This is a genomic window from Acidimicrobiales bacterium (genome assembly GCA_016794585.1).
In the GTDB taxonomy this organism is placed as follows: domain Bacteria; phylum Actinomycetota; class Acidimicrobiia; order Acidimicrobiales; family DATDAH01; genus JAEUJM01.
Genome location: JAEUJM010000005.1, coordinates 108,499 through 123,858, shown reverse-complemented (window position 1 = coordinate 123,858; position 15,360 = coordinate 108,499). Strand labels below are relative to the sequence as shown.

The 15,360-nt window shown below is 72.1% G+C and carries 13 protein-coding genes; 5 read left to right on the top strand and 8 right to left on the bottom strand.

Annotated elements, in window-relative coordinates:
• The first annotated feature begins 53 nt into the window (after positions 1-53).
• Complete coding sequence (locus JNK12_02565; GenBank protein MBL8774781.1) at positions 54-1,370, top strand: bifunctional o-acetylhomoserine/o-acetylserine sulfhydrylase; 1,317 nt, start codon at positions 54-56, stop codon at positions 1,368-1,370.
• 86 nt (positions 1,371-1,456) lie between these two features.
• Here JNK12_02565 and JNK12_02560 read toward each other — a convergent pair whose 3' ends face one another.
• The gene (locus tag JNK12_02560; GenBank protein ID MBL8774780.1) at positions 1,457-2,755 is read right to left on the bottom strand and encodes an acyl-CoA dehydrogenase family protein; all 1,299 of its coding nucleotides are present in this window, start codon (positions 2,753-2,755) and stop codon (positions 1,457-1,459) included.
• A gap of 27 nt (positions 2,756-2,782) precedes the next feature.
• Here JNK12_02560 and JNK12_02555 point away from each other — a divergent pair, with 27 nt between their 5' ends.
• Together JNK12_02555 and JNK12_02550 are read left to right on the top strand one after the other, a co-directional pair.
• Positions 2,783-3,883: an acyl-CoA/acyl-ACP dehydrogenase gene (locus JNK12_02555; GenBank protein MBL8774779.1), complete on the top strand. Its 1,101-nt coding sequence runs from the start codon at positions 2,783-2,785 to the stop codon at positions 3,881-3,883.
• A 127-nt stretch (positions 3,884-4,010) separates the two neighbouring features.
• Positions 4,011-5,738 (top strand): EAL domain-containing protein, encoded by a 1,728-nt coding sequence (locus tag JNK12_02550; GenBank protein ID MBL8774778.1) that lies wholly within the window; start codon positions 4,011-4,013, stop codon positions 5,736-5,738.
• 23 nt (positions 5,739-5,761) lie between these two features.
• On the opposite strand, the gene JNK12_02545 is transcribed toward JNK12_02550, so the two are convergent.
• From JNK12_02545 to JNK12_02535, 3 genes are read right to left on the bottom strand one after another with little or no spacing between them, the layout of a single operon-like run.
• Complete coding sequence (locus JNK12_02545) at positions 5,762-6,988, bottom strand: CoA transferase (protein ID MBL8774777.1); 1,227 nt, start codon at positions 6,986-6,988, stop codon at positions 5,762-5,764.
• A gap of 12 nt (positions 6,989-7,000) precedes the next feature.
• Complete coding sequence (locus JNK12_02540) at positions 7,001-7,948, bottom strand: enoyl-CoA hydratase (protein MBL8774776.1); 948 nt, start codon at positions 7,946-7,948, stop codon at positions 7,001-7,003.
• A 4-nt stretch (positions 7,949-7,952) separates the two neighbouring features.
• Positions 7,953-9,149: an acyl-CoA dehydrogenase family protein gene (locus JNK12_02535; GenBank protein MBL8774775.1), complete on the bottom strand. Its 1,197-nt coding sequence runs from the start codon at positions 9,147-9,149 to the stop codon at positions 7,953-7,955.
• A gap of 21 nt (positions 9,150-9,170) precedes the next feature.
• Between JNK12_02535 and JNK12_02530 the strand changes: the two genes are divergently transcribed.
• Together JNK12_02530 and JNK12_02525 are read left to right on the top strand one after the other, a co-directional pair.
• Entirely contained in the window at positions 9,171-10,262 is a 1,092-nt protein-coding gene (locus JNK12_02530) for an acyl-CoA/acyl-ACP dehydrogenase (protein ID MBL8774774.1), read from the top strand.
• A 137-nt stretch (positions 10,263-10,399) separates the two neighbouring features.
• Positions 10,400-11,203, top strand: a complete 804-nt coding sequence (locus JNK12_02525) for a hemolysin III family protein (GenBank protein ID MBL8774773.1) — start codon at positions 10,400-10,402, stop codon at positions 11,201-11,203.
• A gap of 6 nt (positions 11,204-11,209) precedes the next feature.
• Here JNK12_02525 and JNK12_02520 read toward each other — a convergent pair whose 3' ends face one another.
• From JNK12_02520 to JNK12_02505, 4 genes are read right to left on the bottom strand one after another with little or no spacing between them, the layout of a single operon-like run.
• On the bottom strand, positions 11,210-12,679 hold the full coding sequence (locus tag JNK12_02520) for an AMP-binding protein (protein MBL8774772.1): 1,470 nt from the start codon (positions 12,677-12,679) through the stop codon (positions 11,210-11,212).
• A gap of 10 nt (positions 12,680-12,689) precedes the next feature.
• Complete coding sequence (locus JNK12_02515) at positions 12,690-13,307, bottom strand: hypothetical protein (GenBank protein ID MBL8774771.1); 618 nt, start codon at positions 13,305-13,307, stop codon at positions 12,690-12,692.
• Between the two features lie 4 nt (positions 13,308-13,311).
• Positions 13,312-14,544 carry a zinc-binding dehydrogenase gene (locus tag JNK12_02510; GenBank protein ID MBL8774770.1) on the bottom strand — a complete coding sequence of 411 codons (1,233 nt, stop codon included), beginning with the start codon at positions 14,542-14,544 and terminating at the stop codon, positions 13,312-13,314.
• Positions 14,541-15,356 (bottom strand): SDR family NAD(P)-dependent oxidoreductase, encoded by an 816-nt coding sequence (locus JNK12_02505; GenBank protein ID MBL8774769.1) that lies wholly within the window; start codon positions 15,354-15,356, stop codon positions 14,541-14,543. Before JNK12_02505 ends, JNK12_02510 begins: the two co-directional genes overlap by 4 nt.
• Between the last annotated feature and the right edge of the window lie 4 nt (positions 15,357-15,360).

Sequence of the window (15,360 nt, the reverse complement as noted above, 5' to 3'; positions counted from 1 at the left end):
TAATGCTAGGGTCCCGTCCCTCAGCTGAGCGCAATCTTTCCGGAGGTAGGTCAATGAGTCAGTCCGAGTGGGGTTTCGAGACCCGGCAGGTCCACGCCGGCCAGGAGCCGGACCCGACCACCGGGTCCCGCGCCGTCCCGATCTACCAGACCACGGCCTACCAGTTCCGCGACACCAAGCACGCCGCCGACCTGTTCGCGCTGGCCGAGATCGGCAACATCTACACCCGCATCATGAACCCCACCCAGGGGGTCTTCGAGGCCCGCATCGCCTCCCTGGAGGGCGCCACCGAGACCGCCGTCGGCCTCCCCGGCGCCCTCGCGGTTTCGAGCGGCCAGGCGGCCGAGCACTTCGCCATCCTCAACCTGGCCGAGGCCGGCAGCCACATCGTCGCCTCCGCCGCCCTCTACGGCGGCACCTACAACCTCTTCCACTACACGCTGCCGAAGATCGGCATCGAGGTCACCTTCATCGAGGACCCGGACGACCTGGAGGCGTGGCAGGCGGCCGTACGCCCCAACACCAAGGCGTTCTACGGCGAGTCCATCGGCAACCCCCGCAACGACGTCCTCGACATCGAGGGCGTGGCCAAGGTGGCCCACGACAACGGCGTCCCCCTCATCGTCGACAACACCGTCGCCACCCCTTACCTGATCCGTCCGCTCGAGTGGGGCGCCGACATCGTCGTGCACTCGGCCACCAAGTTCATCGGCGGCCACGGCACGGCCATCGGTGGTGTGATCGTGGACGGCGGCTCGTTCGACTTCAGCCAGAACGACAAGTTCCCGCAGTTCACCGAGCCCGATCCGAGCTACCACGGCCTCGCGTACTGGCCCGCCCTCGGCGCCGGCTCGTACATCATCAAGGCCCGGGTGCAGCTGCTGCGTGACCTCGGCGCCGCCACCACGCCGTTCAACGCCTTCCTGTTCCTCCAGGGCCTCGAGACCCTCAGCCTGCGCATGGAGCGGCACCTGTCGAACGCCATCAAGGTCGCCGAGTACCTCGACGCCCACGACCAGGTCGAGTCCGTGTCCTTCGCCGGCCTCGCGTCGTCGCCCTGGAAGGCCCGGGCCGACAAGTACGCCGGCGGCAAGGGCTACGGCTCGGTGCCGGCCTTCGTGATCAAGGGCGGCCGCGAGGCGGGCGTGAAGTTCGTGGAGGCCGTCGAGCTGCACAGCCACCTCGCCAACATCGGCGACGTGCGCAGCCTCGTCATCCAGCCGTCGAGCACGACCCACAGCCAGCTCACCGAAGACGAGCAGCGCACCACCGGTGTGGAGCCGGGCCTCGTCCGCCTGTCCGTTGGCATCGAGTCGATCGAGGACATCCTCGCCGACCTCGACAAGGGCTTCGCCGCCGCCGCCGGCTGACCCAACCGGGCCGAACCACCCGAACTGGCTCCCGATTCGATCGCCCTGGCGATCGAATCGGGAGCCAGAACGCGTACGGCGCTACGTCACTTCTTGGGGAGACGGATGGCCTTGTCGGCCAGGATGTTCTTCTGCACCTCGGTGGTGCCGGCGCCGATCGACGTGTAGCGCTGGTACATGTACAGCCGGTTCCAGGCGCCGCCGTCGGCGGCATCGGGGCCGCCCTTGGCCATCATCCCGGCGGGTCCGAGCAGGTCGACGGCCAGCTCGGCGAGGGTCTGGGCCAGATGGCTCCACTGGAGCTTGGCCAGCGGCACCTCGGGCCAGTTGGGCTGTCCCTTGAGGATCTTGGAGAGCGCCCGGTAGTTCAGGAGCTTGGTGTACTCGATGTCGGTGTGGGCGCGGGCGAGACGCTCGCGGATGGACGGGTCCCGCAGCGCGTCGGGGTTCACCGAGCGGGCCAGGTTGATCATGGCGTCGAGGTCGGCGCGCATGGTGATGGCGAGCCCGGCGGTGCCGACCCGCTCGTGGCCGAGGGTGCCCATGGCCACCTGCCAGCCGGCGCCCTCGTCGCCGAGGCGGTAGGCGACGGGCACGCGGGCGTCGGTGAAGAAGATCTCGTTGAACATCTCCTCGCCGGCGATGTCGCGGACCGTGCGGCACTCGATGCCGTCCGCCTCCATGTCCACGATGAGGGCCGTGATGCCGACATGCTTCTCGCCGCGCTCGATCGCCCCCGGATCCGTCCGGACGAGGAACAGGCCCCACTTGGCGATGTGGGCCGACGAGATCCAGATCTTCTGGCCGTTGAGCACGTAGTCGTCGCCGTCGCGGACCGCGGTGGTGCGCAGGTTGGCGAGGTCGCTCCCCGCCTCTGGCTCGGTGAAGCCCTGGCACCAGTGGTCGTCGGCGTTGAGGATGTTGGGGATCCAGAGGTCCTTCTGCTCGTCGGTGCCCCACTTGATGATCATGGGGCCGATCTGCCAGAGCCCGTTGGCGTTGTAGATCCCGGGCGTGCGGTAGCGGGCGTGCTCCTCGGAGTAGATGACGTTCTGGGTGACCGTGGCCTCGCGGCCACCCCACTCCTTCGGCCAGTTGATGGCCGCCCACCGGCCGGTGTTGAGCAGGCGCTGCCACGCCCGCCGGCGCTCCATCGACTTCATCGTGCCCGTTTGCCTTGTGGCTCCTTCGTCGCCACCCCTTCGGGATCTGGAACCAGCGCTCCCTGCGGCTTCGCTCCGCTCCGCCACGTCACCAGAGCCCGGTTCGTCGGCTGCGCTCTCGTCCTCGGACCACTCGGCGAGGAAGGGGTCGAGGTGCTCGTCGAGCCACCCGCGCAGCTCGTCGCGGAACGCTTCGTCCTCGGCGGTGTGGGCGAAGTCCATGGACCTGACACTAGTGTCAGGTTTCCCATGGAGTTCACCTTCAGCGACGACCAGGAAGCGCTGCGGGGCGCCGTCCGGCAGTTCCTCGCCGCCGAGAGCCCGATGTCCTACGTGCGGGAGCGCTGGGAGTCCGACGACGGCGTCACCGACGAGGTCTGGCGCCAGATCGTCGACCTCGGATGGACCGGCCTGCTCGTCCCCGAGGCCCAAGGCGGGCTCGGCCTGGGCCTCGTCGACCTCGTGGTCGTGCAAGAGGAGATGGGGCGGGTGCCGTTCCCCGGGCCCTACTTCTCCTCGTCGATCCTGGCCACCCTCGCGGCGGTCCGCCTCGGCCTCACCGACCGCACCGCCGCCCTCGCCGCGGGGGAGTGCACCGGCACGGTGGCGCTCGACGAGCAGGGCCACGGCGACCCCGTCGACCGGGTGCGCACCCGGGCCAGCCGCAAGAGCGGCCGGTGGCGCCTCACCGGGCACAAGCCCATCGTCCTCGACGGCCACCGCGCCGACTGGGTGCTCGTCGCGGCCCGCACCCAGGAGGGCCTCGGCACCTTCGTCATCGAACGCCCCGAGGCCGAGCTCGTCCCCACCTGGGACGGAGGGCGCAAGGTGGCCCGGCTCGTCCTGGACGACACCCCCGCCGATCCGGTCGGCCCCGACGGAGATCACACCGCCCTCTGGCGGCGGGTGGCCGACGACGCCAACGTGGCGCTTTGCGCCGAGCTGGTGGGGGGCATGGAGCAGGCCAACCACCTGGCGGTGGAGTACGCCAAGGTGCGGGTGCAGTTCGGCCGGCCCATCGCCACCTTCCAGGTGATCAAGCACAAGACGGTCGACATGCTCCACCGGCTCGAGCTCTCGCGGGTGGGCACCCACTACGCGGCGTGGGCCTCGGACGCGGACGAGCCCGTCCGGGCCGAGGCGGTGGCCATGGCCAAGGGCTACGTCCCCGAGGCCGCGGTGTTCGTCTCCGGTGAGTGCATCCAGATCCACGGCGGCGTCGGCTTCACCTGGGACTGCGACGCCCACCTCCACTACCGCCGGGCCAAGCAGGACGACCTGCTCCTCGGCTACCAGGGGTGGTCCCGTCAGCGCCTCGCCGACGAGGTCCTGGGGGCTGGCGCCGCCTGACCGGCGAGTCACTCTCGGAGCGCTCAGAGCGGCGAAATCGCCACGCAGCGTGAGCTAGACACCGCTGTCTACCACGGTCCGTCGTTCGCCTTGACGGGCGTGGGTTGCCGTCGCATAGTCACGAACGGTGGCGATCTGGGGACGGAGCGTGGGCGCGGAGCGGACGGCCCGTCTCCGCGTCCCGAGCCGGGGGTTTCCCGCCTTCGCCGCCGGTGTCCTCGTCGCGGTGGCGGCCGGCCTCGTCGGCCTCCTGGTGGTTCCCCAGGACGCGACCGTGGTGGACGAGTTGGCCTTGGCCCTGCTGCTGCCGGTCGTGGCGGTGGCGGTCCTGGCGGTGCACCGCGCCGCCGCCCTCGGTGCCGCCAACGAGCGCGACGCCCGCTGTGATCCGCTGACGGGGCTCCCCAACCGCGTGCACTTCCGCCAGGTCCTCGACGAGCGCCTGGCCGACGGCCGCAGCGCCTGGGCCCAGGTGGCGATCCTGCTGCTCGACCTCGATCGCTTCAAGGAGGTCAACGACACCCTCGGTCACGACACCGGCGACCACCTGTTGCGCCAGATCGGCCCCCGGATCGCCGGCGCCCTGGGCGGTGACGGCCTGGTCGCCCGCCTCGGGGGCGACGAGTTCGGCGTGCTCCTCGAGGGGACCGACGAGGCGGCCGCCCGCGCTCGCGCCACCGCCATCGTGGCCGGCCTCGAGGAGCCCTTCGCGGTCGACGAGGGCCTCCTCGACGTGGAGGCGAGCATCGGCATCGCGCTGTACCCCGAGCACGGCACCACCACCGAGGTGCTCCTCCAGCGGGCGGACATCGCCATGTACCGGGCGAAGTCACGTCAGCACGCGGTCGAGCTCTACTCGCCGGAACACGATCACCACAGCCGGCGTCAGCTGAGCCTCCTCGCCGATCTGCGGCGAGCCCTCGGCAACGACGAGCTCGTGGTGCACTACCAGCCCCAGGTGAACCTCATGACCGGCCGGGTGGAGACGGTCGAGGCGCTGGTCCGGTGGCAGCACCCTCGTGAGGGGCTGCTCTCACCCGCGGAGTTCGTGCCGTTGGCCGAGCGCACCGGCCTCATCCGTCCGCTGACCACCAACGTCCTCGCCCAAGCCCTCCGCCAGATCGCCCACTGGCGCGATCGCGGCCTCGATCTCGTGGTCAGCGTGAACCTGTCGGCCCGCAACCTCCACGACCCGCACCTGTCGAGCCAGTTGCGTGAGGTCCTCGATCGTCACGGCCTCCCCGCCCGCCACCTCCAACTCGAGCTCACCGAGAGCTCGATCATGGATGACCCCGAACGGGCGGGCACGGTGCTGCGGTCCCTCGACCAGCTCGGTGTCCGTCTCGCCATCGACGACTTCGGCACGGGGTACTCGTCCCTGGCCTACCTCCAACGCCTCCCCGTCGACGAGATCAAGATCGACCGCTCCTTCGTGATGGGCATGGCCGAACGGCCCGCGGACCGGGTCATCGTGGACTCCACCATCGACCTCGCCCGCAACCTGGGACTGACCGTCACGGCCGAGGGCGTCGAGACCGAAGCGGTGCTGTCGCTCCTGCGGGGCGCCGGTTGCCACAGCGTCCAGGGGTACTTCGTGAGCCCGGCCGTCCCCGCCGGCGAGCTGGAAGCGCTGCTCGAGTGCCCGCTCTGGGCGGGGGGCATGGCCGCCGGTCTGGCCCGCGGCCAGGGCAGCCTCTTCGGCCCGCAGTTGCCCCACGAGCCCGAGGGGGCACCTCGCTCGCCGGCGCTGCTCGACGACGATCTCGTGCTCGACCTGGACGGCGAGCCGACGATCGACCTCGGCGGCGGCCGCCACCCGAGCCACCGAGCCGTGATCGTCCCGCCCCGACTCTGACCTGGTTCTGGTGGTAGGGGGGCTCAGAGGATGCCGGCGGCGTGGAGGCGGGCCTGCTCGTCGGCGTCGAGGCCGAGTGCACCCCACACCTCGTCGTTGTGCTCGCCCAGGCGGGGAGCGCCGGCGGGCACCGGGGGCTCGGCGCCGACGAAGCGGGGGAAGGGTGCCTGCTGGCGCACCGGGCCGAGGACGGGATCGTCCACGGTCACGAGGTCGCCACGGGCGGTCATGTGGGGGTCGGCGAAGATGTCGGCCGCCGTGTACGCGGTGGCGACCGGCACCTCCTCGGCGATGCAGCGGTACTCGACCTCGGAGGTCGGCAGTCCTGAGGTCCAGGCCGCGACGAGGTCGTTGATCTCGTCCGAGCGGGCGGCGCGGTCCGCGAGCGTGGCGTAGCGGGGGTCGTCGACGAGCTCGGGCCGGCCCATGGCCTTGCAGAGGCGGGAGAAGTTGGTGTCCGAGCCGGCCACGATGCAGATGTAGCGACCGTCGGCGGTGGGGTAGTTGTCGAGGGGGGCCGACGTGGTGAGGCGGTTGCCCTCTCGCTCGCGGACGATGCCCAGCACGTCGTAGCCCGCGAGGGTCCACTCGAGGACGCGCAGCACCGAGCCGTAGAGGAACGCGTCGATGACCGCGCCCGAGCCGCCGCGGGCATCGCGTGCGTAGAGGGCGGCGGTGGAGGCCTGCGCCGCGAACACGCCGGTGAGGTAGTCGCTGATGGTGATGCCGGGCCGCACGGGCGGCCGGTCGGGGTAGCCCGTCAGGTGGAGCAACCCGCCGTATCCGATGCCCAGGCGGTCGAGCCCGGGACGGCCCGACCACGGCCCGTCCTGGCCGAACACGCTGATGCGCACGGTGACGAGGCGCGGGTCGAGGTCGGCAGGAGCGATGTGCCAGCGCTCGAGCGTTCCGGGGCGGAAGTTCTCGCACACCACGTCGGCGGTGGCGGCGAGGCGGCGGAACAGCTCCTGGCCCTCGGGCTTGCGCAGGTCGAGGGTGACGCTCTTGCGGCCCCGGCCCTCGACGGCCCACGACAGCGAGTAGCGCCCTCCGTCGTCGCGGCCGGCGTCGTCGCCCTCGTGCCCCGGCGGGTTGGCGAAGGGGCCCATGCCCCGCATGAAGTCGCCGGCGCCGGGCTGCTCGACCTTGATGACCTCGGCGCCCTGCTCCCCGAGCAGCGCGGCGCAGAAGGGGGCCGAGATGCGGGTGCCGAGGTCGAGGACGCGTAGGCCCTCCAGGGGCCGGCCCACGGTCGCCACGTTTCAGGCCTGCTTCTTGGTGGGGTCGTCGCCGGCGTCGCGGTCGGCGAAGACCTCCTTCATCGAGGACTTCTGCTTGCGGGCCTCGAGGGCGTTCAGCGCCGTGGCGGTGTTGTGGGTGAAGTGGTGCGCCATGAAGTGGTACTGCCACGACTGGCGCTTGCCCATCAGCTCGAAGGTGTGGTTGATCGAGCCCTTCACCATCTCGGCGGTGACCGGGGGCACGAGCGCGATGCGGTCGGCCAGCTCGCGGGTGGCCGAGCCGAGCTCGTCGCGCGGCACGACCCGGTTGACGAGGCCGAGGCGCCACGCCTCCTGGGCGTCGATCTTGTCGCCGGTGAGGAGGAACTCCTTCGCCTTGCGCATGCCCAGCTCCCACGGCTCGACGAGGAGCTCCACGCCGGCGCCGGTCATGCGCAGCACGGGGTTCTGGAACACGGCGTCGTCGGCCGCCACGATCAGGTCGCACATGGTGGCCAACATCAGGCCGGCGGCGATGCACGACCCCTGGACCGCGGCGATGGTGGGCTTGCGGAAGTCGTAGATCTTCAGGCAGCGGTCGTAGTACATGACCTTCTCGTGGCGGTACTTGCCCTCGGGGGTCTCCCGCATCTGGCGCCACTCGTCGGGCTCCACGTCACCCACGAGGGCCTTGAGGTCGTGGCCGGAGGAGAAGTGCTTGCCGTCCGCGGCGAGGATGACCACGCGGACGTCGTCGTCGGCGTCGGCGAGGTCGAAGGCGGCGTCGAGCTCGTCGATCAGGCCCGTGTCCTGGGCGTTGGCCACCTCGGGGCGCGCGAGGGTGATGGTGGCGACCGCCCCGTCCACCTCGTATCGGACCTTCTCGAAGGCCTGCTTGCTTCGGGCCTCCTCCGTCGGCCCCCCTTCGGGATCCGGTTCGTCGTTCGCGGCTGCTCCTCTCCGCTGCGCAGCGTCACCAGGTCGTGTCATGTCGTCATCCCTTCCCTGCGGGCTTGGGCTCGCGGGGGAGGCCGAGCACCCGCTCACCGATGATGTTGCGCTGGATCTCGTTGGTGCCGGCGAAGATCGACGACGACTGGTAGTAGAGCCAGGCCCGCTGCCACGCGCCGTCGCCGGGGTTGTCGGTGGCGCCCCGCCACAGGGGAGCGGCATCACCCAGCACCGCCATGGCGGTCTGGTGGAGGCGCTTGCTCATCTCGCTCCAGTAGAGCTTCAGCGCGCTGGCCTCGGGGCCGAGCTCGCGGCCGTGCTCGAGGCGCGACAGCGACCGCCAGTTGTGGAGCTGGAAGAGGCGGACCTCGACGTACGCCTCGGCGAGGCGCTGCTGGAGGCGGTGGTCGTCGTAGGCGCCGCGCTCGAGGGCGAGGCGCAGGAGCTCCTCGAGGTGCTGGGCGTGGATGACGAGCTGGCGAGGATTGGTGCCCCGCTCGTGCGTGAGGGTGGACGACGACACCCGCCACCCGTCGTGCTCAGCGCCGACGAGGTTCTCGTCGGGCACGAAGGCGCCGTCGAAGAACACCTCGTTGAACTCGGCCTCGCCGGTGACCTGGGTGAGGGGCCGCACCTCGACGCCGTCGGCGCGCATGTCGACCACCAGCGCGGAGATGCCCTTGTGCTTGGGGGCGTCCGGGTCCGTGCGGGCGAGGCACAGGCCGAAGTCGGCGAACTGGGCGTACGAGGTCCAGACCTTCTGGCCGGTGAGGCGCCAGCCGCCGTCGACCCGCTCGGCCCGGGTGGCCACGGAGGCGAGGTCGCTGCCGGCGCCGGGCTCGCTGAACAGCTGGCAGAACAACAGGTCGGCGGCGCGGATGGCGGGCAGCCAGCGCTGCTTCTGCTCGGCTGTGCCGTGGGCGAGCAGGGTGGGCCCGACGAGGTTGATACCGATGCGCCCGACGAGCTCGGGCGCCCGTGCCCGGGCCAGCTCCTCCTGGACGACGTAGTGCATCAGCGCGCCGGCGCCGCGGCCGCCGTACTCCTCGGGCCACGTCACGGCGACCCAGCCCCCGTCGGCGAGGCGGCGCTGCCAGTCCCGTAGGAAGACCACCTCGTCGGCGAGGTCGTCGAACTGCGGCGGCAGGCCGCGGCCGTACTCCCACGGCAGGTTGGCCTCGAGCCAGGTGCGGCACTCGGCGCGCAACGCGATCTGCTCGGTTGTCGGCGAGAGGTCCATCCACGGGTGATAGTAGGGGCCATGGACTTCGACCTCTCGGAGGACCAACTCGCGCTCCAGGACGCCGCGGCGCGGTTCCTGGACGAGCAGAGCCCGACCACCCGGGTCCGCGCCGCCATGGCGGCGGCCGATGCCTACGACCTCGACCTCTGGGCCGCCATGGTCGACCTCGGCTGGCCCGGCATCGCGGTGCCCGAGGCCATGGGGGGACTCGGGCTCGGCACGGTCGAGCTGGCGGTCCTGCTCGAGCAGACCGGCGCCCACGTGGCGCCCACGCCCTTCCTCCAGGAGGCGCTCACCCTCGCCGCGCTGGTCGACGCCGCGGAGCGGGGGGTCGTGGAGGCCGCGTGGCTGGATCCGGTGCTCCTCGGTGATTCGGTCGCCGCCGTGGCGTGGCAGCCGGTCCGGGCCGAGCGCGACGGGGCCCGCTGGCTGCTGAGCGGGCGGACGGGACCGGCCTTGTTCGCCCCGGTGGCCGATGTCGTCGTCGTGCCCGGCCGCGAGGACGACGGCCGCGAGCACCTCTTCGTGGTCACCACCCGGCCCGGCCAGATCGCCCCCGAGCCGGCGATGGACCAGACCCGCCAACTCGGCTGGGTCGACCTCGAGCGCACGCCGTCGCTGCACCTCGGCGAACAGGACGCGGCCACCGCCTTCGCCGACCTGGGGGCGTTGGCCCACGCCGCCGAGCTGCTGGGGGCCGCCGACCGCGCCCTCGCCATGGCCGTCGAGTACGCCAAGGAGCGGGTGCAGTTCGGCAGGCCCATCGGCAGCTTCCAGGCCATCAAGCACCGGTGCGCCGACATGCTGGTCGACGTCGAAGGCATGCGCTCGGCCGTCTACTACGCGGCGTGGTGCATCGGCGCCGGCGACCCGGATCGCTCCATCGCCGCGTCGACGGCCAAGACGTGGTGCTCGGACGCGGGCCGGAGGGTGATGGCCTCGGCCCTCCAGGTGCACGGCGGCATCGGCTTCACCTGGGAGCACGACCTGCACCTGTACCTGAAGCGGGCCCAGCTCGACGAGGTCAGCTTCGGGGACGCCTCGTTCCACCGCGCCCGGCTCGCCGGGCTGCTGCGCGAGCGGGTGGAGCGGGGCGAGAGCGTCATCTGAGGCCTCCGGGCCGGCGGTTTCGGCCCGGTGACCGCGTGGTGGCGTCCCGGTGGCGCCGCCGTGACACTTGGCACCTGCTCATGGCGGCGCGAGGGCGGCCGATACGGTGACCAGGTGACCCCGACCAAGGCGGCGCGATGAGCGACGTGACACTGGACCCCTCTGACGGTGGCCGGCGCGATACCGCCCCGCCCCTGGCCGGCCCGCCCGTCGTCGGCCACATGGCGGAGGTGCGCGAGCACGTCGCCGAGGTCCGCGAGCACGTCGCCGAGGTCAAGGACCACGTCGTCGAGCAGATCGCCCACGTCAAGCCCCTGTTGCGCGGGTGGCTGCACGAGATCTTCTTCTTCCTGTCGATCCCCGCCGGCCTCCTGCTGGTGGCGCTCTCGTCCACCGTGGAGGCGCGCCTCGCCGCGGCCGTCTACAGCCTGGGTGTCACGGCGTTGTACGGCGTCAGCTCGGCCTACCACCGCGGGCCGTGGACCGAGAAGGGGCGCGTCGTCATGCGCCGCCTCGACCACGCCATGATCTTCGTGCTCATCGCCGCCACCTACACGCCGTTCTGCCTGCTGTTGGTGGACGGACCGCTGTCTTGGATCTTCCTCGGGGCGATCTGGGCGGTGGCGCTGACCGGCCTGGTGCTCGCCCTCACCGGGATCTCCATGAAGTACGGCATCGGCTTCATCCTCTACATCGCGCTCGGATGGGCCGCGGTGCTCGCCATGCCCCGCCTGCTCGACGTGATGACCCCGTTCCAGCTCGGCCTCATGGTCGCCGGCGGCCTCCTGTACACCGTCGGGGCCATCTTCCTCGCCACCCGCTGGCCCGACCCGTTCCCGAAGGTCTTCGGCTACCACGAGGTCTGGCACGTGATGACCGTCGTCGCCGGCATCTGCCTGGCGGTCGACATCTGGATGCTGTCGCTCAACGCCGGCGCCTGAGCCTTCCTACGAACCCTCGGCCACCAGCGACGTGATGGCGGCCCGGTCGGGTTTGCCTGCGGGCAGCGTCGGTAGGGAGTCGAGGTGCACGACCCGGTCGGGGGCCTTGAACCTCGCGAGGCCCTGCGCCACCACCCAGTCCCGGGCCTTCTCCCGGTCGAGCGGCGCGTCCGCCACCAGGACGGCGACGAGGCGCTCGCCGAGGCGGTCGTCCGGCTCGCCCACGACCACGGCTTGGCGCACGGCGGGGTGGGCCTCGAGCGCGGCCTCGACCTCGCCGGGGTCGACGTTCTCGCCGCCGCGGATGATCACGTCCTTCGTGCGCCCCACGATGGTGAGCCAGCCGTCGGCGTCCAGGGTGGCGACGTCGCCGGTGCGGAACCAGCCGTCGGCGGTGAACGCCTCGACGTCGTCCTCGGGGTCGAGGTAGCCCTCGAACAGCTCGGGGCCGCGGACGTGCAGCTCGCCGCCCTCACCCAGACGCAGCTCGGCGGCGTCGGCGGCGTGGCCGTCCGTGGTGGCGGCCTGCTCCTGGGTGTCGCCGGCGAGGGTGGTGGCCACCGTGGGCGCCTCGGTGGACCCGTAGCTGCGCTTCACCCGGGCCCCGAGGCGGGCGGCGGCGTCACGCACGAAGGCGGGCGAGACGCCGGCGCCGCCGCTGGAGACCAGACGCAGGCTGGCCACCCGCTCCTCGGCGAACCCGGGCGCCGCGAGCAGCTCGACGAAGAACGTGGGCGGGCCGATCATGAAGCTCACCGCCTCGGCCTCGATCAGATCGAGGGCCCGATCGGCGGACCAGCGGGCCATGAGCAGGGTCTTCAGGGGGACCACCCCGGGCAGCAGGACGCCGTTCAACAGGCCGGACACGTGGGCCAGGGGGGCGGGGATCAGGGTGGCGTCTCGGGCGTCGAGGCCGTGGACCGTGACCATCGAGCGGGCCTTGTAAGCCAGCGACCGATGGGTGTGGCGCACCCCCTTGGGCCGGCCGGAGGAGCCCGAGGTGAACAACACCACGGCGAGGTCCTCGGCCGCCGCCGCGTCGGCGTCCGGGCCGACGGGGGGACCTGAGGGCAGGTCCTCGACGTCGAGCACGAGGCGAGGGTCGAGGCGGGCCAGGATCGACGCCGCCTCCTGTTCGCCCGCCCGGTGGTGCACCGGGGCGGCGACGGCACCGAGGCGCCAGCAGGCCCGGTAGGCCAGCAGGGAGCCGATGCGGTTCGGGGCCCGCCAGGCGACGACGTCGCCCCGGCCCACACCGGCGGCCACCAACCCGCCGGCGAGCGCGGCCACGGCGTCCCCGACGTCGGCGCTCGACCACCGGTGTCCCAGGGTCCCGTCCTCGTAGACCTCGACGACCAGGTCGTCCCGGGGCGGGGCGCCGGAGAGCACGGTGTCGAGGGTGACCCCGTCCCACGGACGGCCCGGTCCGGACCAGTCGGTGGGATCGGGCGAGCGTCCTGGAGGGAACGGCGTCACGGGGGCCGCTTCAGCAGTCCGCGGCCCGGTCGAGCACGCGGGCGAAGCCGGCGATGCCGGCGGCGTTGAGGTGCAGACCGTCCCCGAGGAACCACGACGGGTGGCGCCGGGCCTTCGCGGACCAGTCCACCAGCACCACGTTGGCGTGGGCGTCGGCTTGCCGGCGGAGCTCGGCGTTGATGGTGCGCGCCCCCTGTCGCCAGCGGGTGGTGGCGACCGGGGCCACGCCGTCCTCCTTCACGGTGACCAGGGCCACGCAGGGGACGTCGCCGGCCGCGGCCACGACCTCTCGGATCCACAGCACGGGCACGAACCCGTACTCGGGGTGCGTGGCGGCCACGACGTCGGGGGCGCCGGCGGCGACGACGACCGACCGGGCACCGGTGCGGCGCATCTCCGCCACCGGGAAGCGCAGCTGGTCGAAGTGGGCGTTGTTGAAGGCGTGCACCGTCACGCGGTGGTCGGTGGCGAGGAGGGCCCGCGCCGCCGACTCGCCCTGGTGGACCATGGAGTCCCCGGCCAGACCGACGCGAGGGGCACCCGGCGCGCCGACGTACTGGCAGGCACTGCTCGTCACCGCCAGCGTCGCCACGAGGAGACCGGTGACGAGGCGACGGGTCGGGCGCACCGGGTCAGCCTCGCAGGTCGAACGCGACCTTGATCGCGCCCGACGCCCCCTGGTCGGCCAGGGCGTCGAAGGCCGTCCGCCACTCCTCGAGCCGGAAGGTGTGGGTGAGCATCCCGCTCAGGTCGATGCGACCGGAAGCGGCGAGGTCGAGGTAGTGGGCGATCGCGTGCTGGCGCTTGCCCTCGACCTCCTCCACCCCGAAGGCGTTGGACCCGACGAGGCGGAGCTCCTTGAAGTACCAGGGGGTCCACTCGAAGCGGGCGGGGGAACTGACCCCGAGCTCGACGAGCGTGCCTCGGGATCGCAGCACCCGGAGGATCACCTCGAGGGTCTCCGCGGCGGCCACGGTGTCGTAGACCACGTCGACCCCGCCGGGGTAGGCCACGGGCAGGCCCTCCCATGGGTGGCGCAGGATGCCGCCGGACCAGTCGGCCACGGCCTCGACCAGCTCGAGCCGGGGCTCGTGGGCGAACACCGTGGCGCCGAAGCGTTCGGCCAGCGCCGCCTGCGCCGGCCAGCGGGCCACCACGCCCACCTCGACCGACGGGTACAGGGCCCGGAGGATGGCGACCGCGGTGGTTCCGAGGGCCCCGGCGCCGTAGACGAGGGCCCGACCGCCCTCCGGCGGCGGGTGGCGGACGATGGCATGGAGCGACACCGCGAACGGGTCGCCCAGGACGGCCACCTCGTCCGGCACCTCGTCGGGGACGGGGATGGCCATGAGCTGGTGGGCGGGCAGCAGCTCGGCGAACCCGCCGGTGGCCTCGGTGGCGTTGCCCGTGTGGATGCCAGGGGAGAGCCGTCCGTCGAGGAAGTTCCAGCACATGTTGTAGTCACCGTCGACGCAGGCCGGGCAGGGCGGGTCGATGCCCCGAGGCCCGCACGACAGCCACGGGTTGAGCACCACGCGCTGACCGAGCTCCAAGTCCTCCACCTCGGGGCCGAGCTCCTCGACCGTGGCGATCACCTCGTGGCCGAGCACCTGCGGGAAGGAGATGAAGGCGGTCATCGGGTTGTCGCCGGCGTCGTCGAAGTCCATCAGCACCTGCTTGGCGTCCGAGCCGCAGAGGCCGGTCATGCGGGTGCGCAGGACCATCCAGTCCGGCCCGAGCGGGCGCGCGTCGGGGACCTCCTGCAACGCCATGAAGGTCGTGGCGAGGTTGCGCTGCAGACGGTTGGCATCGGGCGGCGGCGGGTCGACCGGCCCGGGGTCGACGCCGAACACGAGGGCCTTCACGCGTGGTTCTCCGGGGTCAGGTCCTCCGGATCGGCGGGCGGCGCCATCGCCGCGGCGGCGCCGGCGAGGAAGAGGTCGATGTCGGTGGTCTTGAAGGCGGCGATGTCCTTGAGGTCGGGGAGATACGCCTCGAAGGCGTCGCCCTCGATGGCGGCCACGATCCCGGCGGCGACGTCCTCCGGGCGCTCGAGGTCGCCGTGGTAGAGCGGGGCGTCGTTGTCGGGCTGGTCCCAGATCTCGGTGTCGACGGGACCGGGGATGATCAGGCGCACGTCGATCCCGGTGTCCCACAGATCGAGGGCCAGCGACTCGCTCCAGCCGCAGAGGGCGAACTTGCTGGCGCAGTAGGCCGCCTCGTGGACGATGCCCAGGCGGCCGCCCAGGCTCGACACGTTGACGATGCAACCGGCGTCGCGCTCCAGCATCCGGGGGAGGAGGGCCAGCGTGAGACGGACGGGGCTGAGCAGGTTCACCCTCAGGGTGTGCTCGACGCCGTCCATGGTGAGGTCCTGCACGCTGCGGCGCTTGGGGACGGCGGCGTTGTTGACCACCACGTCGAGGTGCCCGAACGCGTCCCACGCCTCCTCGGCCACTCGGACGGCCGCGTCGGTGTCGTCCAGGTCGGCGACCCAGCTGCGGCTCTCGGGCGAGTCGGCGCGGCAGCGTTCGAGCACCTCTGCCAGGCGGTCGCCCCGACGCGCCACCAGGCCGACGGTCGCGCCGCGCCCGGCCAGCAGGACGGCGAGGGCGGCGCCGATGCCGGAGGAGGCGCCCGTGACCAGCACCTTCGCGCCGGCGACGTCCACGCTCACGTCG